The organism is Pseudomonas sp. LS.1a, assembly GCF_022533585.1.
Taxonomy (GTDB): Bacteria; Pseudomonadota; Gammaproteobacteria; order Pseudomonadales; family Pseudomonadaceae; genus Aquipseudomonas.
Map to the genome: position 1 here is coordinate 1639219 of NZ_CP092827.1, position 24764 is coordinate 1663982.

Consider the following 24764-nt stretch of genomic DNA (forward strand, 5'->3'; position numbering starts at 1 on the left):
AGTGCTGCAACTAAATGCACGCTCACAATAAGTCAGGTGGTTTCCCTGGCCCATCAGACGAATCTTAATGGCCGATCAATAGCGCTCGCCAGTTAATTGAAGATATGGCTCGCCAGGCAATAGGCCAATAATTCCTGATCGCTGTTCACTTCAAGTTTTCGCATGGCTGAAACTTTCTGCGCACTAATGGTCTTGGTACTTCGGTGCTGGCTGCGGGCAATTTCACTGACACTTTGGCCGGCCACAAACAGGCGCAGTATTTCAAATTCCTTGGGTGACAGGTTTTCCACCCGTTGATCGATGGCTGTATTACAGGCGACCACCGAGTGCCTCGCCGGCTCCGGCGCCCGGTAGGTGCTGTTGCGGGCGACGGCATTGAGGGCCTTTTCGATTTCGCCGTGCAACTGGCTTTTCTGAATGACACCGTCCACGCCCAGTTCCTGTAGCCGTGTAAGGATCAGCGGGTTGGAAATCATGGTCAGCACGAGGATGCGGACAGCGGGATAGTGACGCTTGAGATAATCGATAAGTTTCAGGCCGTCACCGTAGGGTGAGTCTGCCGGCATGTTGTAGTCGGAGATGACCATGTCCACGGGTTGGCGTTCGAGCAGTTCGATCAGCCCTTGCGAGCAGACAGCTTCGCCAACCACGCAAAAGCGTGGGTCGCGTTCGACCAGTTCCCGGACGCCGAGCAGTACGATGGGGTGATCGTCGGCGATGATGACCTTGAGTTTTTCCATAAATGACGACCCGTTAGCCGGTGCGGATGGGAGGGTTGTCTTCAGGCGTTATCAGCACTGAAGTTGATTCTATGCAAGTGTTTCGAGTATTGCCGACAGCCTGTTCAGCACCTCCCGCAGTTTATCGGTCATGGCCGTGTCGAGCGGCGAGCTGGCCAGCGCGTCCTCCAGTGCGCAGCACTGCTCGGCCAGGCCCCTGGCCTGCACAGCGCCCAGGGCGCCGGCGATGCTGTGCAGGCGCTCGCCAAGGCGACGGTGGTCGCGTTGCTCAAGGGCCAGGCGCAACCGCTGCATGTCCTCGCGCATGGTGGTGATGAACAGTTCGCGCATGGCCGCGGACACTTGCACGGTATCGATGGTGGCGTCGGGGAGCAGGGTGCTGCGGTCGTCCGCTTGCGCTTGGCTGGGCCCCTCGGCCAGCACTGGCCGGCACATGCGGACCAGATGGCTGCGCAAGGTCTGCAGGCTCAACGGTTTGACCATCCAGGCATTCATGCCCACCTCGAGGCAGCGCTGGCCCTCTTCTCGCAGTGCATTGGCAGTGACGCCGATGATCGGCAACCGGGTGTCGTGCCGGCGCAGGGTCCTGGCCAGTTCGTAGCCATTCATCAATGGCATGTTCACGTCGGTCAGGACCAGGTCGAACAGGCCTGGCTGCCAGCGTTGCATGGCCTGTTCGCCATTGGCCGCGACGACCGTGGTGCAGCCCAGCGCCTCGAGCTGCTCCTGCAGGATCGCCTGGTTGATCGGATTGTCCTCGGCCACCAGCACATGCAGGCGCAGGGCGGCACGTTGCTGCTGCGCTGAGGCCTGGCCATTGGGCACCCCGCCCTGGCGCACCAGGGCGATGACCTGGGCGATGGCACGCACGTCATGCAGGTCCACCCGCCAGCAGCCGTCGATGAACGCGCCGGGGGCCGGGCCGTCGCTGCTGGCGCAGATCCGCTGGCCATGCCAGTTGGCAGCATCCGGGCAGTCGAGCAGGTCCACCAGCAGGGCTTGGTGGTTGTCCTTCTCCATGGGCGGAATCGTAAGGGTCGCGGCGATGCCCAGGCGCTGCAGCCAGTCGACGCCATGCTGGGCAAGCTCCGGTATTGGCGCACGCACATATACCGGGGTCGGGTCGGGCATCACGGTCGGGCAGTCACTCAGATCCCCTTGGGCCAGCGGCAGGCTGAGGTTGAGGGAAAAGCTGCTGCCCAGGCCGGGCTCGCTGACCACCTTGATCTGGCCACCCATCATGTCGGCCAGCCAGCCGCAGATCGGCAAGCCCAGGCCCGCACCACCCTCGCTGGAAGCGTCGACGACCTGGTAGAAGAGCTCGAAGAGCCTGGCCTGCTGCGCCTGGGAGATACCGATGCCGCTGTCTGCAACCTGCCATTGCAGGCTGACGTGGGTGTCGTCGAGTGCCAGCACACGGGTGCGCAGCACCACCCGGCCGGTGTCGGTGAACTTGATGGCGTTGCTCAGCAGGTTATTGAGGATCTGGCGGATGCGTATCGGGTCGCCCACCACCTGAGCTGGCAGGCGGGCGTCATGGCAGGCATAGAGCAACAGGCCCTTGCGCTCGGCGAAGGCGCGATAGGTGCGCACGGTGTCCTCGAGCATCTCCAGCGGGCAGAACGTCACGGGTTCGAGCGCCATCTGCCCGGATTCGATCTTGGTCACGTCGAGCACGTCGCTGATCAGCTGGAACAGGGTTGCCGAGGAGCGCTGGATGGTGTGCAGGTAGCCTTGCTGCCGGGCATCCAGCTGCGTCAGGCCGAGCAGTTCGAGGGTGCCAAGCACGCCGTACAGCGGGGTACGGATCTCGTGGCTCATGGTCGCCAGGAACAGTGTCTTGGCGGTGTTGGCTGCGTCGGCCGCGCGCCGGGCCTCGTCGAGCGCCTGGGCGTCCTCGACATGACGGGTAACGTCGTTGAATGCGTAAAGACGCACGTCTTCGCCGTGGTAGCGGGTCGATACGAAACCGATCTGCAGGTGGCGGCCTTCGACCTGCAGGTAGTGCTCGCCACTGCTGGAGCTGCCCACTGTCGAGGCGAGGGTGCTGACCAGTTCTCGGGTGCCCTGCCACTGCTGCGCCCGCTGGTTCTCCAGTAGCACTTCGTGGTCGGTGCTGCGGACCACGCACAGGCCGGTCGGGGCGGTATCGATGACCACCCGGCTGAAGGCCTCGCTCTCGGCGATGGCCTCGTGGGCTGCGCGCGCGGGCAGGATGACCTGGCGTTGATACCAGCGGATGGCCACCCGGCCCATCCCGATGAGCACCAGGAAGGTAGCGGCGATGCTGGCCAGCGACCAGAACGCGTAACGGAAGAAGTGCCGGTAGGTCACGGTGTAGACAGCACTCCAGCCTCCGTTGGCCTGCTCGTGGAGGCGGAACACCAGGCCTTCGGCCTTGATGTTGAGGCCTTCGTGCATACCCTCCAGGAGCGTGGGTGCACCGATCAGTACCTCGCCGGACGGGGCGATGAGATTGAAGTGGTCATACACGGTCCAGTCCATGATGCGTTCGAAATCGTCGATCTGGGCCAGATCCACCAGCGACGCCACTTGCGTGCGTTGGTCGTCGGCCTTGGCCGGGGGCAGGGTGATGTTGGCGTAGGCCAGCACGCGCGGCGGGGAGGCCTGGTCCGGCTGCTCGACATAGCTGCGCCAGATGATCCTGGTGCCTGGGCTCCAGTCCTTGCCCTGAGGCTGGCGCGCCATGACTTGCCTGATCACTTCGATGAACGGTTCTTCCTCGACCTTGCCCCGCCCGCGTCCTGCGGCGGGAACCGTGATGTCATAATGGGCATCCGGCGAGAACAGGAACACCTGCGGCGAGCGGTAGGGGGACGCCGACCAGAACATGCTGTAGAAGCTGGCCAGGTTCGCCCCTTGGGTGAAAATGCTCGACTCTTCGCTGCCGGCGAGGTTACGTCGATCGAGCTTGAGGCTGAACGGCATGGAAAATGGAAAGACCTGGCCCTTGTAGATGTCCGGCCCTTCCTCGGGCAGCGGCACCAGCACCGGCTCGAGCGCGCGTGGGTAGTCGAACAGCTCCCCTTTGGCGCTGCGTTCCACGAGGGCTTCGAGGAAGGTTTCCTGCTCCTGGATATTCTCCATCAGACGGGCGAAATGGATGCTGACCGTGTCGCTTTGTTCGTCGATCAGGCGCTCGATCGACCAGAAGCTGAAACCGGCCAGCAGCAGTGCCAGGCCCAGCAGTACGGTCATGCCTTTGTTCAGGCGCAGAGAGCTGCGGGCCAGGTTTTCCAGCAGGGCGTTGTACTGATTCATGCAAGGATCCGGAAGGCCGTGGGGGCATCGATACCCAGTAGATGTTACCTTTGATGCCCGGCCGGCGCCCTGAGTTACAGCAGGTCAAAAGGCCGACGGCGGACCGTCGCTGTGCAGCAGGCGTTGGAATTGTTCCGCCGACACGGCATGGGAGATCAAAAAGCCCTGCACCTGGTTACAGTCGACCTTGCGTAGCATCTCGAGCTCCTGGGGCGTCTCGACCCCTTCGGCCACCACGGTGAGCCCGAGCTTGCGGCCCAGGGCGACGATGCTGGCCAGGGCCGAGGCCAGGCTCTCGCTTTCATCGCAACGCTGCACCAGCGCCCGGTCGATCTTCAGTTCGGTGAAGGGCGTCGAGACCAGGCTCATGTAGGAGCTGTAGCCCTTGCCGAAGTCGTCCTGGGACAGGCCGAAACCTTTCATGCGCAAGCGGCAGGCGCCCGCATAGAAGTTGCTTAACTCTTCGGGAATGGAGCATTCCATCAGTTCGAAGCAGAGCTTGCCAGGTACGCCTTGATGGTGCAGGACGAATTCCAGCAGCCGGTCGGCCAGGTCATGGCTGTTGAGCAGGTGGGTCGGCAGGTTGATCGAGACCGGAATGTCATAGCCCCGGTCACGCCACCGCGCCTGGGCATCCATGGCTTGCTTGAGCATCACCCACAGTAGCCTTTCCTCCAGGCCGAAGGCGTTGAGCGCCGGCAGGAAGGTGCCTGGCAGCAACACGCCTTGCTCCGGATGCATCCAGCGCACCAGGGCCTCGGCGGCGACGATGCGGCCGTTGTGCAAGGACTTCTTGGGTTGGAACCAGGCCTGAAAGGCCCGGTTGTTCAAGGCCTCGACCAAGGTCTGGCGATCGAACTCGGGTATGGTCGGTGCCTCCCGGGCCGGAGCCTGATGGTGCAACTGCAATTGGTCGATCAGGCTGCGCAACGCGGCGGGCTCGACTGGCTTGGAGATCAGCCCGAGCACATCCACGCCGAGGTTCTTGGCCACCAGGCTCGCCGCCATGAGCATACGCCGCGAGGCCGCACTCATGATCGCCAGGCCCGGTTTGTGGCGTAGGCCGGCGAGGTGCTGGATGAACTGCACACCGTCCATGCCGGGCATCAGCAGGTCGGTCAGGACCAGGTCGACTTCATGCTGGCGCAAGCGCTCCAGTGCTTCCTGGCCATCCCGGGCCGCTACCAGGTTGAAGCTGCCAAGTTCGCTGAACAGGTGTTGCAGGTACATATGCTGAAACGGATGGTCTTCGACAATCAGGATGTTAAAGGGCTTCAAGACGGCTACCTCGATACGGGGCCAGGCAGTTGAGCAGGGCTTGCAGGTTGAAGGGCTTGATCAGGCAGCGATCCATGCCGGCGGCCAGGCACAGATCTTCCTCGCCGCGCAGGGCGTTGGCGGTGGCGCCGACTATGGGTTGGGTACAGCCCAGCTGGCGTAGGGCTCGGGCCAGTTCGTAGCCGTTCATGCCGGGCATGTTGACGTCGGTCAGCAGCAGGTCGAAATGCTCGCGTTGCCAGGCTTGCAGGGCCTGCTCGCCATTGCTGGTCAAGGCTACGCTGCAGCCGAGCTCCTCGAGCTGGTCGCGCAGGATCAACTGGTTGATGACGTTGTCCTCGGCAACCAGCACGCGCAACCCGAGCCGCTCGGTCAAAGGGGCCGGCACGGCCTGGCCCATGGGACGACGCAAGCCCTGAGCCTGGCCGACGGCATGGTGCAGAGCACCCAGGTCGTTGAGGTTGACCTGCCAATGGCCAGCCTCGTGCCGCGCCTCCCAGCAGTCCTGGGCGCTGGCCAGGATGCTTGGGCCGGGCCATTCGGCGACCAGCCGGCGCTCGACGTTGCCTGGATGCAGCTCGACCAGCAGTTCGCCGGCCATGGCGCTGCCCGGTGGCGGGGCGCCGACCTGGGCGCGTGCGCCCCAGCGGCATAGCCAGCCACTGATGGCTTCGGCCAGTTCATGTACCGGCGATACCACATGAATGCGTTCGGCCAGCAGGTTGAACGGGGTGCCGGCGCGGCCTGAGGCGACTTCCAGGGGCAGGGTCAGACTGAAGCTGCTGCCCAGGCCCAGCTCACTGACCAGGCGCAGCTGGCCGTTCATCAATTGCGTCAGGCGCTGGCAGATCGGCAGCCCCAGCCCGGTGCCGGGAATGACCTGGGTATGGCCTTCGGTCTGGTAAAAGGGGTCGAAGATGAATGGCTGGTCCTGTTCGGCGATGCCCTTGCCGGTGTCCGAGACCTGCCACAACAGGCAGGAGCGCTCTCCATCGCGGTTGAGCAACCTGGCGCGCAGCACCACGCGCCCGCAATCGGTGAACTTGACCGCATTGCTCAACAGGTTGTTGAGAATCTGGCGGATGCGGTTGACGTCGCCGATCAGGTGCTCCGGCAGGCGCGGGTCCAGGCAGCTGTAGAGCTGCAACCCCTTGCTCCCGGCTGCCGCGCTGTAACCCTGGATTACCTCGCGGACCAGGTCCGGGGCACTGAACTCGCTGAGTTCAAGGGCCAGTTGACCGGCCTCGATCTTGGACACGTCCAGCACGTCGCAGATCAACTGCAGCAGGGTTGACGAGGACCCTTCGATGGCCCGCAGGTAATCGCGCTGCTGGGCGTCGAGCACGGTGCGAGACAGCAGCTCGAGGGTGCCCAGCACGCCGTAAAGCGGTGTTCGGATTTCGTGGCTCATGGTGGCCAGGAACTGGGTTTTCGCTTCGTTGGCCGTGTCTGCCGCGCGCCGGGCGTCCTCCAGCGCGGCCTCGATCTGCTTGCGTGCGCTGATGTCGCTGAACGCGCAAAGCAGAACCTGCTCGCCCTTGTAGCGGGTTGGCGAGCAGCTCAGGTACAGGTGGCGCCCTTCGGCGCTCTCGAAATAGTCGCTGCACTGGCCTTCGTGCCGCTCGAAGGCCTGCTCGATCCATCGCGCACTGCGTGCGTCGCGAGCCTGGTCCTGGCCCAGCCATTGCTGGGCCAGGTGGTTCTCCAGCACAACCTGCCCATCGCTGCGACGCAGCACGCACAGGGCGACGGGGGCGGTTTCGATGACGTCCCGGCTGAACATCTCGCTTTCCACCAGCGCGCGGATGCGTTCGACCGTGGGGGTGAACAAGCGCTGGTCGAAACGCCGGATCAGCACCCTTATCAAGGTGATGCTGATCAAGCAGAACAACAGGGCACCGAGCAGTTGCTGCCACAGGCCGGCAAGGATGGCGGACAGGTCGATGGCATAGACCAGTTGCCAGTCCGAGGACATCAATGGCTTGCTGATGACCAGGTATTCGGGCAAGAACCCCGCGCCGGCGAAGCCGAAAAAGTTGTCACCCGAGGGTTGGGGGCGCGAGCGCTTCAGTGTCGGGTTCGGGCTGTTGGTGAATACCAGCATGCCGTCAGCGTTGAACATCATGAATTCACCTGCGCTGGCATCCTCGAGTGATGGCGACACCGCCTGGCTGTCGATCTCCAGGCCCAGCCAGCCAGAATCGGGGTCGCGCTCGTCAAGGCGCAGGAAGATGAACAGGCGCGAGCGGGGCGCGTCCTGGTCGGCCAGCCACAGTTCCCGGGGGGCTGTGGGCCGGTGCCCCGCATCGCGCAGCTGCTCAAGCAAGGCAGGCGAAGGTGGCGAGGCCTGGGCGTCGCTGTTGTAGAGCCAGCGCATGGAGCCCTGAGCCCCTGCGTCGACGTAGAGCAGGTTGACCTGCCGGGCCTTGAGGTAGGCACACATGCGCTGGGTCAGCCACAGGCTCCAGCGCTTGTCCAGCTGGCTGCCCAGTTGCAGGTGCACTTCCTCGTGTGGTGCCACGGGCGGTGCGGTGACACCCGGAACCGCCTGACGCACGGCCGCGAGGCTCAGGCTTTCCAGCAGTGCCTCGCGGTTGGTGAAGAAAGTATGGGCCTCGGCGATTGCGCTGCTCATGGTTCCATGGCGCCGGGCGATGTCGGTGTTGAAGGTAAAGGACAGGAAATTGTAGGCCGCGCCGAGAATGCCGGCCGATAGCACGACCGCCAGTAGCCGAAGCAGGCGGCGCGCCGCCTCGGGGTCGGAGAGAAGGGGGTTGATCTGTTGCAGATAGGCTTTGAGTCGCATCCCGCGAATTTAGGCAGGCCGCTGGCAACTGGACATCAGACGAACCTTAAAGGCCGTTTGGCCGAGGGCTTACTTGTAATACAGGTCCACTAGCGCCATGGCTTCGAACGTACCGGGGATGGGGGACGATCGCCAGATCAGGTCGGCGCGGAACTCGTTGCGGATCAAGCCCGGCACGGTCAGGTCGGCCAGCTTGAACCAGGTGTCGAAAGGCACCGGCTGGTTGCTGTCCTGCTGGGTCAGGGCGATCCCGACGGAGCTGTTGTTGCCGGGCACCAGCAGCTTGTCGATGACACTGGCGCTGCCGGCAACCGGGGTGAAGCGGGCATCGACGGTGTAGGGCGTGTCGCAGGACCTGACCAGATCGAGGCTGAAACTGGCCGAACTGGCAACCTGGCCGACCTGTGCCGAGCTGACCAAGGCACGGCGGAAGCTGATCACTGACGGCAAGATGGTCAACTCGGGAGAGCAAGGCACGAAGCGGATGTTGTTCATGCCGGTGACGACATAGTTGAGGTTGCTGTCGGGCCTGGGGTTGAGGCCGCCCTTGCCGTCCAGCTGGAACACCCGGTATTCGCTCAACGTGCTTGCTTGCCCGTTGGTTGGCGTTGCGCCGTATTTTTCAATGAACACGGTGAAGGTCAGGGTGAACCGGGCCTTGTCCCAACCCGCGCAATTCGCCCAGTTGCAACCATGAAGCGAGTTGTAGCCGGTGGTGATGGCGCCCGAGGTCTGGGTGATGGTCTGGGACCCATAGCGTATCCCCACCCGTATGCCCTTGCCGATATTGGCCTTGGCCGGGTTGACATAGAAATAGATATCTTCCTTGACGCCGGTTTCATAGTCATCGGCACAGATGACCGGAACCGAGTGTGGCGACGATTCCCAGATGATCGTGCCGTCGGGGGCGTCGGCCGGTACCGCCAGCGCGGTGCCCAGGGCCTCCTTGAGCGTCGACGCCTTGGACGGGTCCAGCTTGCAGGACAGCGCGTAGCTGGTGGCGGGGCAGCTGGCGGCGACAAAGAGCAGGCCCAGCAGGTGTTTGCGGATCAGGGTCATGGGGTGGCTATCCTGTGGCAGTGTGTTCACGGCAGCGCGACGTGGTGTCGCTTCTGCAGGCCGATGTCGGTCAGCTCGCTGAACGCCACGCGACTCTGCACTGGCAGGGGCGAGGGCGTTTCGAGACTGAGCGACTCCCCCGGGCGCAGGAGGACATAGTCCGCAAGCGGGTGCGACTGCCCAGGGCTGTCGAGCTGGAGGTCGACCAGCGAGACATGGAAGGCGCTCGGATTGCTGACTTCGATCCTGCCAGGCTGACGCGTGCGCCATTCCAGACCATTGACCGCCTTGCTGGCCGAGCCTGGCAGGCCGGCAGGGCGGTAGAACAGCTTCAAGCGCTGGCGGATGGCGAACTGCAGGGTATCTGCCTGTTCGGGTTTGCGCGGGATCTCGAGAATGTTCAGCCAGAACAGCGATTCCCTGTCCTCGGGCAGGCCCTGGCCGGCGTACAGCACCCGCAGCATCTGCTGGCCGTTGGGAGGGATCAAGGTTAATGGCTGAACAATCGCGAAGGGGGCATCGCCGCCCTCGTCGGGGCTGCTGACCCAGCTTTGCATGACTGTGTCGAGGCCACTGCGATTGACCACATTGATGCTCGCTTCCTTGTCCGAGCCCTGGTAGATCAGGCGCGTGCCTTCGATCTTGAGCTGGGCCCAGGCGGTAGGCGCCAGGCACATCAGGATGAGTGCCGCCATGGCCGGGCGCGAGAGGGTGTGAAGCAATCGCGACATGGTTGGGAAGGGCTCCGGTGAGGTTGGCTGGGAGGGGCCTGGCCATCCTAGACAGTTGCACCGCCGCCGGCTTTGAGACGTTTCTTAAACGGCCGTGTGGTTTATTTTCCTGCTTTGTGAACGGCCTCACGCGCGTAGCCAGGCAGGCCACCGCCCATCCGATAGGCTCAACCTTGGGTATTGGGGAGTGGCAATCATGAGCGGCAAGCGATTCGCAATGAGTGTCGCAATTTGCCTGGCCTTGGTCGGCCAGGCCCAGGCAGGCGCCGTCGTCGCCTCGGGCATGCTGCACTTCACCGGCAGCATCATCGAGCCATCTTGCACGACCACCGTCGGCGATGCGGGCTGGCGCATGGATAACTGCCCGGCGCTGGCGCGTGACAGTGTCATTGGCGTTCAGGGCGTGGATGGCCAGGCGCTGCCGGCGAAGGCGGTACGCGTCGACCGGGGGCACACGGTGGATCAGGCCTACAGACTGGTCGATGGGCGTGGCGAGCCACTGACCCAGGGCCATTACGTGGTGGTCGTGACGTCACCTTGAGGGCATGGGGCAGGCAGCCCCTGAGTCAGCGCTGGCGCAATTGTCGCGGGGTGGCGTTGAGCAAGCGGCGCATCAGGCGCCGGAGAGCCGTCGGGTCCTGGTAGCCGACCAGCGCCGAGATCGCCTCGACGGAATGTTCGCCGGACTCGAGCAGCGCTCGGGCCTTGTGCAACTGCACCCGCTGAATGAGCTGCCGGGTGGAGTGCCCCGTTGCCTTGTGCACATGGCGCGCCAGGGTCCGCTCGGACATGCCGACGTTTGCGGCCAGTGTCTTGACGCTCGCAAGTTCAGGCAGTGACTTCTCGATCTCTGCGATCAGGCGCGAGATCAGTGCATTACCTTGCACCAGTACGGCAGGGATGACGAAAGGCGACTGCAGTTGCCTGCGGTCGAGCAGCAGTGCCTTGCCCACCGCGTCGGCGATTGCAGGTGACAGGCGCCGACGAAGCAGGTGCAGCATCAGGTCGGTTTGCGCGAAGGCAGCTCCTGCCGTAGTCAGTGGATGATCGGCCAGCACCATGAAGTCCGGGTCGACGCGGCAGCCGGGTGCGAGCCTCTGCAGGTGCGGTGCCAGCCACCAGGAGGTGGTTACCCTTCTGCCGTCCAGCAGCCCGGCTGCATGCAGCAGAAAGACGGCCGAGCATGACGCGGCAATTTCCCTGCCGTTGGCGATGTGATCGCTCAGTACAGAGAGAAAGGGAGCGGTCCATGGCTCCGCGAGGCGACTTTCGAGCTGGTCGATATCACTGACGCCGATTCCTGGTATGACCCAGCAGGACTGGTCATCGGTGCTTTGTTCGATCGGTTGCACATGCAGTTGCAGGCCATGGCCCAGCGCTACCGCTCCCGGTTGCGGGCCGCAAACCCGCCAGCGTGGTGCGGCCAGGCCGAGTCGCTCGCTAACGGTTGCTGCGGTGGCGAGGATATCCAGGGTGGAGGCTACGCTAGCGGCGAATGCCCCCGGTATGACCAGAATGGTGAAATCGTGCATTGTCGGATTATGCTCGAAAGAGGACGGATCCGACACTTTTGCGTAAGAGGAGCGCCAGGCCTAATGGCGCTTCAACTCATCACAAAGGTCTCAGCAATGCCCAATATCCTGATCAAGGTACCGACCGGGGCTTTCAACGAGCAGCAACGCGAGCATCTGTTGAAGCGCGTCAGCGAGGCAGCAATCGCGCATGAGCACATAGGTGACGCTCTGCCGCAGCGCAGCCTGTGCTGGGTGCTCATCGAGGAGGTGCGGGGCGGTGATTGGCTATGTGGCGGGGTGAACATGCACGCCCACGCCATTCCCTGCATCGTCATGGTAAAGGTGCCTGCCGGCGTGCTCGATGAACAGATGCGCAAGGACTACGTGCAGGGCCTGCACCAGGCCATCGAACAATGCGTCGGGAAGGATGACGGGAGGATGTTGATGACTTCGATACAGCTGGTCGACATCGCCGATGGCACCTGGGGAGCGAACGGGAGTCTCTGGCATCTTGCCGATTTCACCCGTGCTGCCGGTTACCAACATCTTGACACCCGCACATAGAAACTGTGGGCCGAGGATTTGCGAGTTCGCGGCAGGTTTCGCTGTGCGCCAGGATCAATAACTTGTCAGTTTCGATCATTGAGACCCTTCAAACGGCTGTTTAATGTCGCAGGCAGACAAACGACGGGGCCCACCGGCCGGTGCGGCACCCGCATCCCGTGAATACGCCATCTGGGGACCTTTCCATGGCCGCCGAACGCTACCCGCACCTGCTTGCCCCGCTGGACCTGGGCTTCACCACCTTGCGCAACCGCACCCTGATGGGCTCGATGCACACCGGCCTCGAAGAGCGCCCGGGCGGCTTCGAGCGCATGGCGGCGTACTTTGCCGAGCGCGCCCGCGGTGGCGTCGGCCTGATGGTCACCGGCGGCATCGCGCCCAATGATGAGGGTGGGGTGTATTCCGGGGCGGCCAAGCTCAGCACCGAGGAGGAGGCCGACAAGCACCGCGTCGTCACCGAGGCTGTGCACGCCGCCGGTGGCAAGATCTGTCTGCAGATCCTGCATGCCGGGCGCTATGCCTACAGCCCACGCCAAGTGGCGCCCAGCGCGATCCAGGCGCCGATCAACCCGTTCAAGCCCAGGGAGCTGGACGAGGCGGGTATCGAGAAGCAGATCGCCGACTTCGTCAATTGCGCGGTGCTGGCCCAGCGCGCCGGTTACGACGGCGTCGAGATCATGGGGTCGGAAGGCTACTTCATCAACCAGTTCCTCGCCGCCCACACCAACCATCGCACCGACCGCTGGGGCGGCAGCTATGAAAACCGCATGCGCCTGGCGGTGGAAATCGTCAGCCGGGTGCGCGGCGCGGTAGGGCCGAACTTCATCATCATCTTCCGCCTGTCGATGCTCGACCTGGTCGAGGGCGGCAGCAGCTGGGACGAGATCGAGCTGCTGGCCAAGGCCATCGAGCACGCCGGCGCGACCCTGATCAACACCGGCATCGGCTGGCACGAAGCGCGTATCCCGACCATTGCCACCAAGGTGCCGCGCGCGGCGTTCAGCAAGGTCACCGCCAAGCTGCGTGGCGTGGTGAACATTCCGCTGATCACCACCAATCGTATCAACACCCCGGAAGTGGCCGAGGCGGTGCTGGCCGAGGGTGATGCCGACATGGTCTCGATGGCCCGGCCGTTCCTGGCCGACCCGGACTTCGTCAACAAGGCCGCTGCCGGCCGCGGCGACGAGATCAACACCTGCATCGGCTGCAACCAGGCCTGCCTGGACCATACCTTCGGCGGCAAGCTGACCAGTTGCCTGGTCAACCCGCGCGCCTGCCACGAGACCGAGCTCAACTACCTGCCCGTGCGCGCCGTGAAGCGCATTGCCGTGGTCGGTGCCGGCCCGGCCGGCCTGGCGGCAGCCACGGTAGCGGCCGAGCGCGGCCACGCGGTGACCCTGTTCGATGCTGCCAGCGAGATCGGCGGGCAGTTCAATGTGGCCAAGCGGGTGCCGGGAAAGGAAGAGTTCCATGAAACCTTGCGTTACTTCCGCAACAAGGTCAAAAGCACGGGCGTGGACCTGCGCCTGAACACCCGGGTCAATGTGCAGTCCCTGGTGGACGGTGGCTATGACGAAATCATCCTGGCCACCGGCATCGCTCCGCGCACGCCGGCCATCCCCGGTGTCGAGCATGCCAAGGTGCTCAGCTACCTGGACGTGCTGCTCGAGCGCAAGCCGGTGGGCAAGGCTGTCGCGGTGATTGGCGCGGGTGGTATCGGTTTCGACGTTTCCGAGTACCTGGTGCATCAGGGCGTTGCCACCAGCCAGGACCGTGAGGCGTTCTGGAAGGAGTGGGGCATCGACACCCATCTGCAGGCGCGTGGTGGCGTGGCCGGGATCAAGGCCGAGCCGCATGCCCCTGCGCGGCAGGTGTACCTGTTGCAGCGCAAGAAATCCAAGGTGGGTGACGGCCTGGGCAAGACCACCGGCTGGATTCACCGTACCGGGTTGAAGAACAAGCGGGTGCAGATGCTCAACAGCGTCGAGTACCTGGGCATCGACGATGCCGGCCTGCACATTCGCGTGGCTGATGGCGAGCCGCAGGTGCTGGCGGTGGACAACGTGGTCATCTGTGCCGGGCAGGAGCCGCTGCGCGAACTGCAGGACGGGCTGGTGGCGGCGGGGCAGTCGGTGCACCTGATTGGTGGGGCCGATGTGGCGGCGGAGCTGGATGCCAAGCGGGCGATCAACCAGGGTTCGAGACTGGCGGCTGAGCTCTGAGGTTGCCGGGGCCGCTGTGCGGCCCTGTGGGAGCGGGTTCACCCGCGAAGAGGGCTACGCGGTGCATGGCACCGGCTGCGCCGATGTTCGCGGGTGAACCCGCTCCCACAGGGGGCGCAAAGCGCCCCCGGGATTTCACTGGTAAACTCGCAGCATGCTCCTCGACCTTCCCCAAGCCCCCCTGCGCCCTCTGACCCTGCCTTGGCTGGAAACCGCCAAGGTCGAAGCCGCCATCCTGCGCCTGGACCTGATCGACCCGCTGATCAGCGGCAACAAGTGGTTCAAGCTGCGCCATCACCTGCAGCACGCCACGGCCAGCAACGCACCGGGCCTGATCAGCCTCGGCGGCAACCATTCCAATCACCTGCACGCCCTGGCCGCCGCCGGCAAGCGCTTCGGCTTCGCCACCGCCGGCCTGCTGCGCGGCCACGCCCAGGACACGCCAACCGTGCGTGACCTGCAGGCGCTGGGCATGGAACTGCACTGGCTGGGCTATGGCGGTTATCGCGCGCGAAACGAAGCGGGTTTCTGGGCGCCTTGGCAGGCACGCTATCCGGGCTGGCACTGCATCCCCGAAGGGGGTGGCGGGCTGGCCGGTGCACAGGGCTGCGCGCTGCTCATGCAGCAGGCGCGCGGGCAAATCGCGGCACTGGGCTGGTCGGGCTACGACGCCTGGTGGCTGGCCGCCGGAACGGGGACTACCCTGGCCGGCCTGGTAATGGCCGAGGCGGGCGCACATGTCGTGCATGGCGCATTGGCTGTACCCAGGGATCATGGTGTGGCGGAGGCGGTAGCGACACTGGCCGGCGCGCATGGCTACCAGTTGCACGACGCCTGCCGTGGCGGTTTTGGCAAATTCGATGATGAGCTGCTGGCGTTCATCGCCGACTGCGAGCGACACACCGGCGTGCCGCTCGAAGCCTTGTACACTGGCAAGGCTCTGCTGGCCCTGCGAGAGCAGGTGGGTGCCGGGCTGTTCGCGCCCGGCACCCGCCTGATCGTGGTGCACACCGGCGGCCTGCAGGGCCGGCGCGGTTACTTGTAAGGCAGCATGCGCAGCAGTGTGTTGTCGCGCTGCACATAGTGGTGATACAGCCCGGCCAGCGCATGCAGGCCGATCAGCCAGTATCCCCAAGTGCCTATGCTTTCATGCCAGCCTTTGAAGAACTTGGCCTGGTCCGGGTTCGGGCCGATCAGGTGCGGCAGCTCCAGGCCGAAGAACGGCACCGGTTTGTCGGCGGCGCTGAGGATAAGCCAGCCGGCCAGCGGCAGGATGATCATCAGCAGGTACAACGCCAGGTGCATCAGGTGCGAAAGGCCTGTCTGCCAGGCCGCTGGCTTGGGCACGATGGGCGGGGTCGGGCTGCTCAGGCGCATGGCCAGGCGCAGCCAGACCAGCACGAACACGCTGAGCCCGAGCATGAAGTGCAGATCCTTCATCAGGTTGCGCTCGACACTGTCCTTGGGGAACAGGCCACGCAGTTCGATAAGGGCATAGACAGCGGCCAGCAGCACCAGCATCAGCCAGTGCAGGGCAATGGACAGGCGCGTGTAATGGGTCGCGGGGGTGGATGAAACCATGATCGGTCCTCGTCATCAGGTCGGAATGGCGCTCTTGCTGGCGCTCAGGTAGTACTGTAATGGCTACGGGGAACAAATCTTTGCGCCAGGTCTGTGAAAATTGTGTTGTCTGCACCGGCCTCTTCGCGGGCAAGCCCGCGAAGAGGCCGGTACAGCTGACATCATGCCTCGGGGGAAAATGGCCAACTGTCAGCCACCAGAAACACCCGTTCCACCTCCTGCCAGGCGCCATCAGCTTCTTGCTCCAACCTCACCAGCAACTGCGCCGGTGCCTGCCGCTCCAGCACATGCAGCCACGCCGCAAACTGCTCCACCGCCCAGCTCTCAATCGCCTCGACCCGCGCCGGCGCCAGCCAGGCATGCCGTTGCAGCGGCTGCCAATGTTCCCCTTCAGCCATGGCCCAGTCCCGTCGCCGCACCCAGCGCCCGCGCAAATGTTGCGGGTTGGCGCCTTGCGGTGGCTGCGCATGCCCAGGCCACGGGTAGAACAGGTAGCCACCCAGCCACACATGTGCCTGCACCTGCTCCACCCCCAGCTGCGCCAGCACCTCGCGGCTGTGCGCCCCCGCCGACATGGGCAACTGGTGCCGCGCCAGGTGCGCCAGTTTGCTTCCCAGTCGGTCATGGCAGCCCGGTCCCAGCCAGGCGGCGGGGTCCTGCCCGGCGTGTTCCGGGCCCAGGTACAGCTTGATGGCCAGTTCCAGGTGGTGCACGCCGTCGCGGTCGCGCAGCACCACGTCCAGTTCGCCCAGGGTGCGCCCGCCGTCGCGTATCGCCAGGTTGGCCGCCAGCAGTTCGATGCCCGGCGCCTGGCCCAGGGCGAATTGCCACAGGCGTTCGTAGTAATGCCCCAGGCGCCGGCTGCCCAGTTGCGCCAGCCAGTCGCGCAATGGGCGGTCGTCGTCATCCAGCGCCTGCAGCCAGTCTGCAAGGCGCTGCGGCTGATCCGCCCACAGGCTGCCTGCCAGCGGGTGGCGCTGGGGGCAGGGCGGGGTGCTGAGCAACGGGGGCGACAGCAGGGCCCAGGCCAGGTCGCGCACGTGGGGGCGGCGTAGCTGCCGGGGCAGGTGGTGGAGCAGGGCGAATGGCATCATCCTGCGAGCATAGCCGGTTTGCCGCTACCCGGTGGTTTCGCCCATAATCGCGGCATAGTCACCCGCCGCAGAGCCTCGCAGGAGCCCCATGGAGCAATTTCGCAATATTGGTATCATCGGCCGCCTTGGCAGCTCGCAGGTGCTCGACACCATTCGCCGACTGAAAAAATTTCTCCTCGAGCGCCACCTGCACGTGATCCTCGAGGACACCATCGCCGAAGTATTGCCCGGCCATGGCCTGCAAACCTCCACCCGCAAGCTGCTGGGCGAGGTCTGTGACCTGGTCATCGTGGTCGGCGGCGACGGCAGCCTGCTGGGTGCCGCCCGTGCCCTGGCCCGGCACAACATTCCGGTGCTGGGCATCAACCGTGGCAACCTGGGCTTCCTTACCGATATCCGCCCCGACGAGCTGGAAGAGAAGGTTGCCGAAGTGCTCGACGGCCATTACCTGGTGGAAAACCGCTTCCTGCTGCAGGCCGAGGTACGCCGCCATAACGAAGCCATTGGCCAGGGTGATGCGCTGAACGACGTGGTACTGCATCCGGGCAAGTCCACGCGCATGATCGAGTTCGAGATCTACATCGACGGCCAGTTCGTCTGCAGCCAGAAGGCCGACGGCCTGATCGTCGCCACCCCCACCGGCTCCACCGCCTACGCGCTGTCGGCCGGCGGCCCGATCATGCACCCCAAGCTCGACGCCATCGTCATCGTGCCGATGTACCCACACACCCTGTCGGGCCGGCCAATCGTGGTCGACGGCAACAGCGAGCTGAAGATCGTGGTGTCCAAGGACCTGCAGATCTACCCGCAAGTATCCTGTGACGGCCAGAACCACTTCACCTGCGCCCCCGGCGACACCATCACGGTGAGCAAGAAGCCGCAGAAGCTGCGCCTGATCCACCCGCTCGACCACAATTACTACGAGGTCTGCCGCACCAAGCTCGGTTGGGGCAGCCGTTTGGGAAGCAGGGACGACTGATGCTCGATCCGGCGCGAAGTTTCGACATCATCGGTGACGTGCACGGTTGTGCGCTGACCCTTGAACGCCTGCTCGACGCCCTCGGTTACAAGCGTGTGGCCGGCGTGTGGCGCCACCCGCGGCGCCAGGCGCTGTTCCTTGGCGACATCGTCGACCGCGGGCCCCGCATCCGCGAGGCGCTGCACATCGTCCACGACATGGTCGAGGCCGGCCAGGCGTTCTGCATCATGGGCAACCACGAATACAACGCCCTGGGTTGGGTCACCCCGGCACTGCCCGGCAGCGGCAAGGCCTTTGTGCGCGAACATACGCCGCGCCACGCCCGGCTGATCGACGAAACCCTGACCCAGTTCGCCAACCACCCCGCTGACTGGCACGACTTCGTCAACTGGTTCTACGAATTGCCACTGTTCGTCGACGCCGGGCGCTTCCGCCTGGTGCATGCCTGCTGGGACCCGCGGCTGATCGAGCCGCTGCGCCAGCAGTACCCCGACGGGTGCATCGACGAGCACTTCATCCAGGCCTCGGCGGTGAGCAGCAGCTTTGCCGCCACCGTGTGCAACCGCCTGCTGCGCGGCACCGACATGCGCCTGCCGGACGGCCTGACCCTGACTGGCGGCGACGGCCTGACCCGCGCCTTCTTCCGCACCAAGTTCTGGGAAGAAGACCCGCAAACCTATGGCGACATCGTGTTCCAGCCCGACGCCCTGCCCGCGGAAGTCGCCAGCACCCCACTCAGCCACAGCCAGAAGAACGCCTTGCTGCGCTATGCCGAAGATGAGCCCATGCTGTTCGTCGGCCACTACTGGCGCAGCGGCCGCCCGGCGCCGATCCGCGCCAACCTGGCCTGCCTGGACTACAGCGCCGTGCTCTACGGCAAGCTGGCCGCCTACCGCCTGGATGATGAAACCCGCATCGACCCGCACAAGTTCGTCTGGGTCGACGTTGACCGCCCACAGGCCAACCAATGAACGTTATCGAAGTGATGCGCCTGCCGCTGTCGGTCGACCTCAGCGGCTTCGTCCAACTGTTGCAGCGCCTGCAGGTGCCGCACCGGGTCAGCGAGGAGGGCGAGGTGCAGGTGCTCTGGGCCCCCGACACCCTGGCTGCAGACGTCCGCGAGCTCTACCAGCGCTACCCCGACGGCAATGCCGACCTGCCAGCCACCGCCGACCCTGTGGGCGCGGGCATGCCCGCGAAAGGGCCCTCCCTGGCGGAACAGGCCCGCGCTTGCAAAGTCACCACCATAATCCTGCTGTTGTGTTTCATCGTCGCCGGCCTTACGGGCCTGGGCGAAAACTTCACTACCATCAGCTGGTTCACCTTCCTCGACTTCCGCGTCCAGGGCGACTACCTGTACTTCAGCCCGCTGGCGCAAAGCCTGGACGAAGGCCAGTGGTGGCGCCTGGTATCGCCCATGCTGCTGCACTTCGGCGTGCTGCACCTGGCCATGAACAGCCTGTGGTACTGGGAACTGGGCAAACGCATCGAACTGCGCCAGGGCCCGTGGGCGCTGCTTGGCCTGACCCTGCTGTTCAGCCTGGTGTCCAACCTGGCCCAGCACTACAGCAGCGGTCCGAGCCTGTTCGGTGGCCTGTCCGGCGTGCTGTACGGCCTGCTCGGGCATATCTGGCTGTACCAGTGGCGGGCGCCCAACCGTTACTTCGACCTGCCCAAGGGCGTGCTGGTGATGATGCTGATCTGGCTGGTGGTGTGCCTGAGCGGCGTGATCGACACCCTGGGCCTTGGCCAGATCGCCAACGCCGCCCATGTCGGCGGGCTGCTCATCGGATGCCTGACCGGGCTCTTGGGTGGGGCGCTGGCCCGGCGTAAACTGTCGGCTTGAATCAGGAGACACTATGTCCACTTTCGCGCAAATGATCGAAAACATCACCCCGGAAATTTACGAGAGCCTGAAACTGGCCGTGGAAATCGGCAAATGGTCGGATGGCCGCAAGCTCACCGCCGAGCAGAAAGAGCTGTCGCTGCAGGCGGTAATCGCCTGGGAAATGAAAAACCTGCCCGAAGACCAGCGCACCGGCTACATGGGCCCACAGGAATGCGCGTCGAAGTCTGCACCGATTGCCAACATTCTGTTCAAGTCGGACTCGGTACATTGATCGAACTCGCGCGTGGCTCGTTGAGCAAGATGGCGGTAAGCCTGCAGGCGCCAGTGGTGCAGTACAGCTTCCGCCTGGATGACACACAGGTGCCGGTCAACCCGCTGATCGGCCAACGCCTGCGCCTGGAATACCTCGGCGCCATTCACTGCAGCCATTGCGGCAAGCGCACCAAGACCAGCTTCAGCCAGGGTTACTGCTACCCGTGCATGACCCGGCTGGCCCAGTGCGACGTGTGCATCATGGCCCCGGAAAAGTGCCACTACGACGCCGGCACCTGCCGCGAACCGTCGTGGGGCGAACAGTTCTGCATGACCGATCACGTGGTCTACCTGGCCAACTCGTCGGGGATCAAGGTCGGTATCACCCGCGCCACCCAGTTGCCCACCCGCTGGCTTGACCAGGGCGCCAGCCAGGCCCTGCCGATCGTGCGCGTGGCCACTCGCCAGCAGTCCGGCCTGGTCGAAGACTTGCTGCGCAGCCAGGTGCCGGACCGCACCAACTGGCGCACCCTGCTCAAAGGCGACGCCGAGGAACTCGATCTGGTTGCAATTCGTGCACAGGTTTTCGACGCCTGCGCCGATGGCCTGCGCGAACTGCAGGGCCGCTTTGGCCTGCAGGCGATCCAGCCACTGCGCGACGCGGAAGTGGTACAGATGAAATACCCGGTCGAGGCCTACCCGAAAAAGATCGTCAGCTTCAACCTCGACAAGGACCCGGTAGTGGAAGGCACGCTGCTGGGCATCAAGGGCCAGTACCTGATCTTCGACACCGGTGTGATCAATATTCGCAAGTACACGGCCTACCAGCTGGCCGTGCTCCAGTAAAAGGACCTCTACATGCGTACCGAACAACCGCAAGTGATCTACCTCAAGGATTACCAGGCGCCGGATTACCTGATCGACGAGACGCACCTGACCTTCGAGCTGTTCGAGGACCACACCCTGGTTCACGCACAACTGGTCATGCGCCGCAACCCGGCACGCGGTGCCGGCCTGCCGCCACTGGAACTCGATGGCCAGCAGCTGGAACTGCTGCGTGCCTCGCTGGATGACCAGGAACTGCAGCCGGGTGAGTACCAGCTCGACGCCGACAGCCTGACCGTGCAGCCCAAGGCCGAGCGCTTCACCCTCGACACCAGCGTGAAGATCCACCCCGAGAGCAACACCGCACTGGAAGGCCTGTACAAGTCGGGCAAGATGTTCTGCACCCAGTGCGAGGCCGAAGGCTTCCGCAAGATCACCTACTACCTCGATCGCCCGGACGTGATGAGCACCTTCACCACCACGGTCATCGCCGAGCAGCATCGCTACCCGGTATTGCTGTCGAACGGCAACCCGATCGGCAGCGGGCCGGCCGAAGACGGCCGCCACTGGGCGACCTGGGAAGACCCGTTCATGAAGCCGGCCTACCTGTTCGCCCTGGTGGCCGGTGACCTGTGGTGCGTCGAAGACAGCTTCACCCGCCAGTCCGGCCGTGATGTAACCCTGCGCATCTACGTCGAGCCCGAGAACATCGACAAGTGCGACCACGCCATGGTCAGCCTGAAGAAGTCCATGCGCTGGGACGAAGAAGTCTATGGCCGCGAGTACGACCTGGACATCTTCATGATCGTCGCGGTCAACGACTTCAACATGGGCGCCATGGAAAACAAGGGCCTGAACATCTTCAACTCCAGCTGTGTGCTGGCCCGTGCCGAAACGGCTACCGATGCCGCCCACCAGCGCGTCGAAGGCGTGGTCGCCCACGAGTACTTCCACAACTGGTCGGGCAACCGTGTCACCTGCCGTGACTGGTTCCAGCTGTCGCTGAAAGAAGGCTTCACGGTGTTCCGCGACGCCGAGTTCAGCGCCGACATGAACTCGCGTACGGTCAAGCGCATCGAAGACGTGGCCTACCTGCGTACTCACCAGTTCGCCGAAGACGCTGGCCCCATGGCCCACCCGGTACGCCCGGACAGCTTCATCGAGATCTCCAACTTCTACACCCTGACCGTGTACGAGAAGGGCGCCGAAGTGGTGCGCATGGTTCGTACCCTGCTGGGTGCCGATGGCTTCCGCAAGGGCAGTGACCTGTACTTCGAACGCCACGATGGCCAGGCGGTGACTACCGACGATTTCATCAAGGCCATGGAAGACGCCAACGGCGTCGACTTCACCCAGTTCAAGCGCTGGTACAACCAGGCCGGCACCCCGCGCCTTGAAGTCAGCGAGGCCTATGACGCGGCTGCGAAAACCTACAGCCTGACCTTCCGCCAGAGCTGCCCGCAGACCCCGGACAAGGCTGAAAAACTGCCGTTCGTGATCCCGGTGGAGCTGGGCCTGCTGGACGCCGCAGGCAACGACCTGCCGCTGCAACTGGCCGGTGAAGCGAAGGCGCAGGGCACCAGCCGCGTGCTGTCGGTGACCGAAGCCGAGCAGATTTTCACCTTCCAGGGCATCCAGGCCAAGCCGCTGCCGTCGCTGCTGCGTGGCTTCAGCGCACCGGTCAAGCTGAGCTTCCCCTATGACCGCGATCAGCTGATGTTCCTGATGCAGCACGACAGCGACGGCTTCAACCGCTGGGAGGCGGGGCAGCAGCTGTCGGTGCAGGTGCTGCAGGAGCTGATTGGCCAGCATCAGCGTGGCGAAGCGCTCAAGCTCGACCAGCGCCTGATCACTGCCCTGGGCACTGTGCTCGGTAACGAGTCGCTGGACCCGGCCATGGTTGCCGAAATGCTCTCGCTGCCGGGTGAGGCCTACCTCACCGAGATCAGCCAGGTGGCCGACGTGGATGCCATCCACGCCGCCCGCGAGTTTGCCCGTCAGCAGATCGCCGAGCAGTTGTTCGCCGCCCTGTGGGCGCGCTACCAGGCCAACCGCGAAGTGTCGCGCAGCACCGCCTACGTGGCCTCGGCCGAGCACTTCGCCCGCCGCAGCCTGCAGAACATCGCGCTGTCGTATCTGATGCAGAGCGGCAAGCCGCAGGTACTGCAGGCGACCCTGGAGCAGTTCGAGCACTGCGACAACATGACCGAGCGCCTCACTGCGCTGGCCGTGCTGGTCAACTCGCCGTTCGAGGCCGAGCGGGCCAAGGCGCTGGAGGCCTTTGCCGAGCACTTCAAGGACAACCCGCTGGTCATGGACCAGTGGTTCAGCGTGCAGGCGGCCAGCACGCTGCCGGGCGGGCTGGCGCGGGTCAAGGCGCTGATGCAGCACCCGGCGTTCACCCTGAAGAACCCGAACAAGGTCCGTGCGCTGATCGGCGCCTTTGCCGGGCAGAACCTGGTCAACTTCCATGCGGCGGATGGCTCGGGCTACCGCTTCCTGGCGGACCTGGTGATCGAGCTGAATGCGCTGAACCCGCAGATCGCCTCGCGGCAACTGGCACCGCTGACCCGCTGGCGCAAGTATGACGATGCGCGTCAGGCCCTGATGAAGGGCGAGCTGGAGCGGATTCTGGCTTCTGGTGAGCTGTCCAGTGATGTGTATGAGGTTGTGAGCAAGAGCCTGGCTTAAGCCTTCCGTAGCCTGAGCCGACCTCTTCGCGGGTAAACCCGCTCCCACAGGTACTGCACCGCTTTCATGGGCTGTGCAGGACCTGTGGGAGCGGGTTTACCCGCGAAGCTTTTACAGCCGATAACAAAACATAACACCCCGCCCGTTGTATTCCCGCAAACATCCCCGCTACGATCCCCTCAGGCTATTGCAGGCCTCTAGATCAGGCTTTTCGCAGTATCTGCAATGCATTGACCCACCAAATAAGAACACAACAGGGGGACAGTCATGAGGGAACGGAACAGGCGCTTCGCCTGGCCACTGGCAGCCGGCGCGGTGCTGGCGCTGGGGCTTGGCGTGTGGGCTGACAGCGTGCAAGCCGCTGCCGCCGACGAATACTCCACCGAATCGACCAAGGCCAGCCAAAGCCTGCTGATCGATACCGCTCATGCCGGCAAGCGCCTGGTGGTGGTAGGCGATCGCGGTCATATCCTGTTCTCCGATGATCAAGGCAGCACCTGGACCCAGGCCCGGGTGCCTACCCGGCAACTGCTCACCGCGGTGTTCTTCCTCGACGACAAGCGCGGCTGGGCCGTCGGCCATGACGCGCAGATCCTCACCAGCAGTGACGGCGGTGCCACCTGGAGCAAGCAGTTCGAAGACCTTGCCCGTGAAGCGCCCTTGCTCGATATCACCTTCCTCGACGCCCGGCACGGCTTTGCCGTGGGTGCCTACGGCGCCTTGCTGGAAACCACCGACGGTGGCCAGCACTGGCAGGATGTGGCCGAGCGCCTGGACAACCCTGACCAGCTACACCTGAACGGTATCGCCCAGGTGCGCGATGCCGGCCTGTTCATTGTCGGCGAGCAGGGCGGCATGTTCCGCTCCGCCGACAACGGCCAGACCTGGGCCAAGGTCGAGGGCCCCTACGAGGGCTCGCTGTTCGGCGTGATCGGCACTGCCCAGCCACGCACGCTGCTGGCCTACGGCCTGCGCGGCAACCTGTTCCGTTCCACCGACTTTGGTGACAGCTGGCAGCCGATCGAACTCAAGGCTGCACGCGGCACCCTCGAATTCGGCCTGGCAGGCGCTACGCTTGTCGAGGATGGCAGCCTGGTGCTGGTCGGCAATGGCGGCAGCGTGCTGCGCAGTACCGATGATGGCCAGACTTTCAGTGTCTACAACCGCGCCGACCGTATTGCCCTGGCCGGCGTCAGCGGCCTGGCCAATGGCGGCCTGCTGCTGGTAGGGCAGGGTGGCGTGCACCTGGCTGACCCGCAGGGTGCTGACCAGGAGGTGCGTCCATGACCAGCAGGGA

Annotated in this window: 20 protein-coding genes; 11 read left to right on the top strand and 9 right to left on the bottom strand. The window is 64.4% G+C overall.

Features of this window, described 5'->3' with window-relative positions:
* Window positions 1–92: 92 nt before the first annotated feature.
* From MKK04_RS07615 to MKK04_RS07640, 6 genes are all read right to left on the bottom strand, one after another.
* Window positions 93–740 (bottom strand): response regulator, encoded by a 648-nt coding sequence (locus MKK04_RS07615; RefSeq protein ID WP_063913809.1) that lies wholly within the window; start codon window positions 738–740, stop codon window positions 93–95.
* 69 nt (window positions 741–809) lie between these two features.
* Window positions 810–4022 (bottom strand): hybrid sensor histidine kinase/response regulator, encoded by a 3213-nt coding sequence (locus MKK04_RS07620; protein WP_241106425.1) that lies wholly within the window; start codon window positions 4020–4022, stop codon window positions 810–812.
* An 84-nt stretch (window positions 4023–4106) separates the two neighbouring features.
* Window positions 4107–5300 (bottom strand): EAL domain-containing response regulator, encoded by a 1194-nt coding sequence (locus MKK04_RS07625; RefSeq protein ID WP_207832152.1) that lies wholly within the window; start codon window positions 5298–5300, stop codon window positions 4107–4109.
* Complete coding sequence (locus MKK04_RS07630; protein WP_207832149.1) at window positions 5287–8106, bottom strand: ATP-binding protein; 2820 nt, start codon at window positions 8104–8106, stop codon at window positions 5287–5289. The genes MKK04_RS07625 and MKK04_RS07630 overlap by 14 nt, the downstream gene beginning before the upstream one ends.
* Before the next feature lie 69 nt (window positions 8107–8175).
* Window positions 8176–9165, bottom strand: coding sequence for a fimbrial protein (locus MKK04_RS07635; RefSeq protein WP_207832147.1), 990 nt, complete (start codon window positions 9163–9165; stop codon window positions 8176–8178).
* Window positions 9166–9191: 26 nt separating this feature from the next.
* Window positions 9192–9896: a fimbrial biogenesis chaperone gene (locus MKK04_RS07640; protein WP_241106426.1), complete on the bottom strand. Its 705-nt coding sequence runs from the start codon at window positions 9894–9896 to the stop codon at window positions 9192–9194.
* Window positions 9897–10113: 217 nt separating this feature from the next.
* Between MKK04_RS07640 and MKK04_RS07645 the strand changes: the two genes are divergently transcribed.
* On the top strand, window positions 10114–10437 hold the full coding sequence (locus tag MKK04_RS07645) for a hypothetical protein (protein WP_233687143.1): 324 nt from the start codon (window positions 10114–10116) through the stop codon (window positions 10435–10437).
* 25 nt (window positions 10438–10462) lie between these two features.
* On the opposite strand, the gene MKK04_RS07650 is transcribed toward MKK04_RS07645, so the two are convergent.
* Window positions 10463–11428, bottom strand: a complete 966-nt coding sequence (locus MKK04_RS07650; protein ID WP_241106427.1) for a GlxA family transcriptional regulator — start codon at window positions 11426–11428, stop codon at window positions 10463–10465.
* Between the two features lie 96 nt (window positions 11429–11524).
* On the opposite strand from MKK04_RS07650, the gene MKK04_RS07655 reads away from it, so the two are divergent.
* From MKK04_RS07655 to MKK04_RS07665, 3 genes are all read left to right on the top strand, one after another.
* Window positions 11525–11974 carry a tautomerase family protein gene (locus MKK04_RS07655; RefSeq protein WP_207832139.1) on the top strand — a complete coding sequence of 150 codons (450 nt, stop codon included), beginning with the start codon at window positions 11525–11527 and terminating at the stop codon, window positions 11972–11974.
* A gap of 185 nt (window positions 11975–12159) precedes the next feature.
* Window positions 12160–14196, top strand: a complete 2037-nt coding sequence (locus MKK04_RS07660; RefSeq protein WP_207832137.1) for an NADPH-dependent 2,4-dienoyl-CoA reductase — start codon at window positions 12160–12162, stop codon at window positions 14194–14196.
* 154 nt (window positions 14197–14350) lie between these two features.
* A complete protein-coding gene (locus MKK04_RS07665; RefSeq protein ID WP_233687140.1) occupies window positions 14351–15241 on the top strand; it encodes a 1-aminocyclopropane-1-carboxylate deaminase/D-cysteine desulfhydrase in 891 nt (296 codons plus the stop codon).
* On the opposite strand, the gene MKK04_RS07670 is transcribed toward MKK04_RS07665, so the two are convergent.
* The gene (locus MKK04_RS07670; protein WP_207832133.1) at window positions 15232–15777 is read right to left on the bottom strand and encodes a cytochrome b; all 546 of its coding nucleotides are present in this window, start codon (window positions 15775–15777) and stop codon (window positions 15232–15234) included. The two genes, MKK04_RS07665 and MKK04_RS07670, sit on opposite strands and share 10 nt — an antisense overlap.
* A gap of 161 nt (window positions 15778–15938) precedes the next feature.
* Window positions 15939–16871 (bottom strand): DUF1853 family protein, encoded by a 933-nt coding sequence (locus MKK04_RS07675; protein WP_241106428.1) that lies wholly within the window; start codon window positions 16869–16871, stop codon window positions 15939–15941.
* Window positions 16872–16959: 88 nt separating this feature from the next.
* On the opposite strand from MKK04_RS07675, the gene MKK04_RS07680 reads away from it, so the two are divergent.
* From MKK04_RS07680 to MKK04_RS07710, 7 genes are all read left to right on the top strand, one after another.
* Complete coding sequence (locus MKK04_RS07680) at window positions 16960–17850, top strand: NAD(+) kinase (RefSeq protein ID WP_025338255.1); 891 nt, start codon at window positions 16960–16962, stop codon at window positions 17848–17850.
* Window positions 17850–18821, top strand: a complete 972-nt coding sequence (locus MKK04_RS07685; protein ID WP_207831807.1) for a metallophosphoesterase — start codon at window positions 17850–17852, stop codon at window positions 18819–18821. Before MKK04_RS07680 ends, MKK04_RS07685 begins: the two co-directional genes overlap by 1 nt.
* Entirely contained in the window at window positions 18818–19696 is an 879-nt protein-coding gene (locus tag MKK04_RS07690; protein WP_233694425.1) for a rhomboid family intramembrane serine protease, read from the top strand. Before MKK04_RS07685 ends, MKK04_RS07690 begins: the two co-directional genes overlap by 4 nt.
* A 13-nt stretch (window positions 19697–19709) precedes the next feature.
* A complete protein-coding gene (locus tag MKK04_RS07695) occupies window positions 19710–19970 on the top strand; it encodes a YeaC family protein (protein WP_003260154.1) in 261 nt (86 codons plus the stop codon).
* A complete protein-coding gene (locus MKK04_RS07700) occupies window positions 19967–20797 on the top strand; it encodes a DUF2797 domain-containing protein (protein ID WP_241106429.1) in 831 nt (276 codons plus the stop codon). The genes MKK04_RS07695 and MKK04_RS07700 overlap by 4 nt, the downstream gene beginning before the upstream one ends.
* A gap of 12 nt (window positions 20798–20809) precedes the next feature.
* On the top strand, window positions 20810–23467 hold the full coding sequence (pepN, locus tag MKK04_RS07705) for an aminopeptidase N (protein WP_241106430.1): 2658 nt from the start codon (window positions 20810–20812) through the stop codon (window positions 23465–23467).
* 267 nt (window positions 23468–23734) lie between these two features.
* Window positions 23735–24754 (top strand): WD40/YVTN/BNR-like repeat-containing protein, encoded by a 1020-nt coding sequence (locus tag MKK04_RS07710; protein WP_063913825.1) that lies wholly within the window; start codon window positions 23735–23737, stop codon window positions 24752–24754.
* Window positions 24755–24764 lie beyond the last annotated feature (10 nt).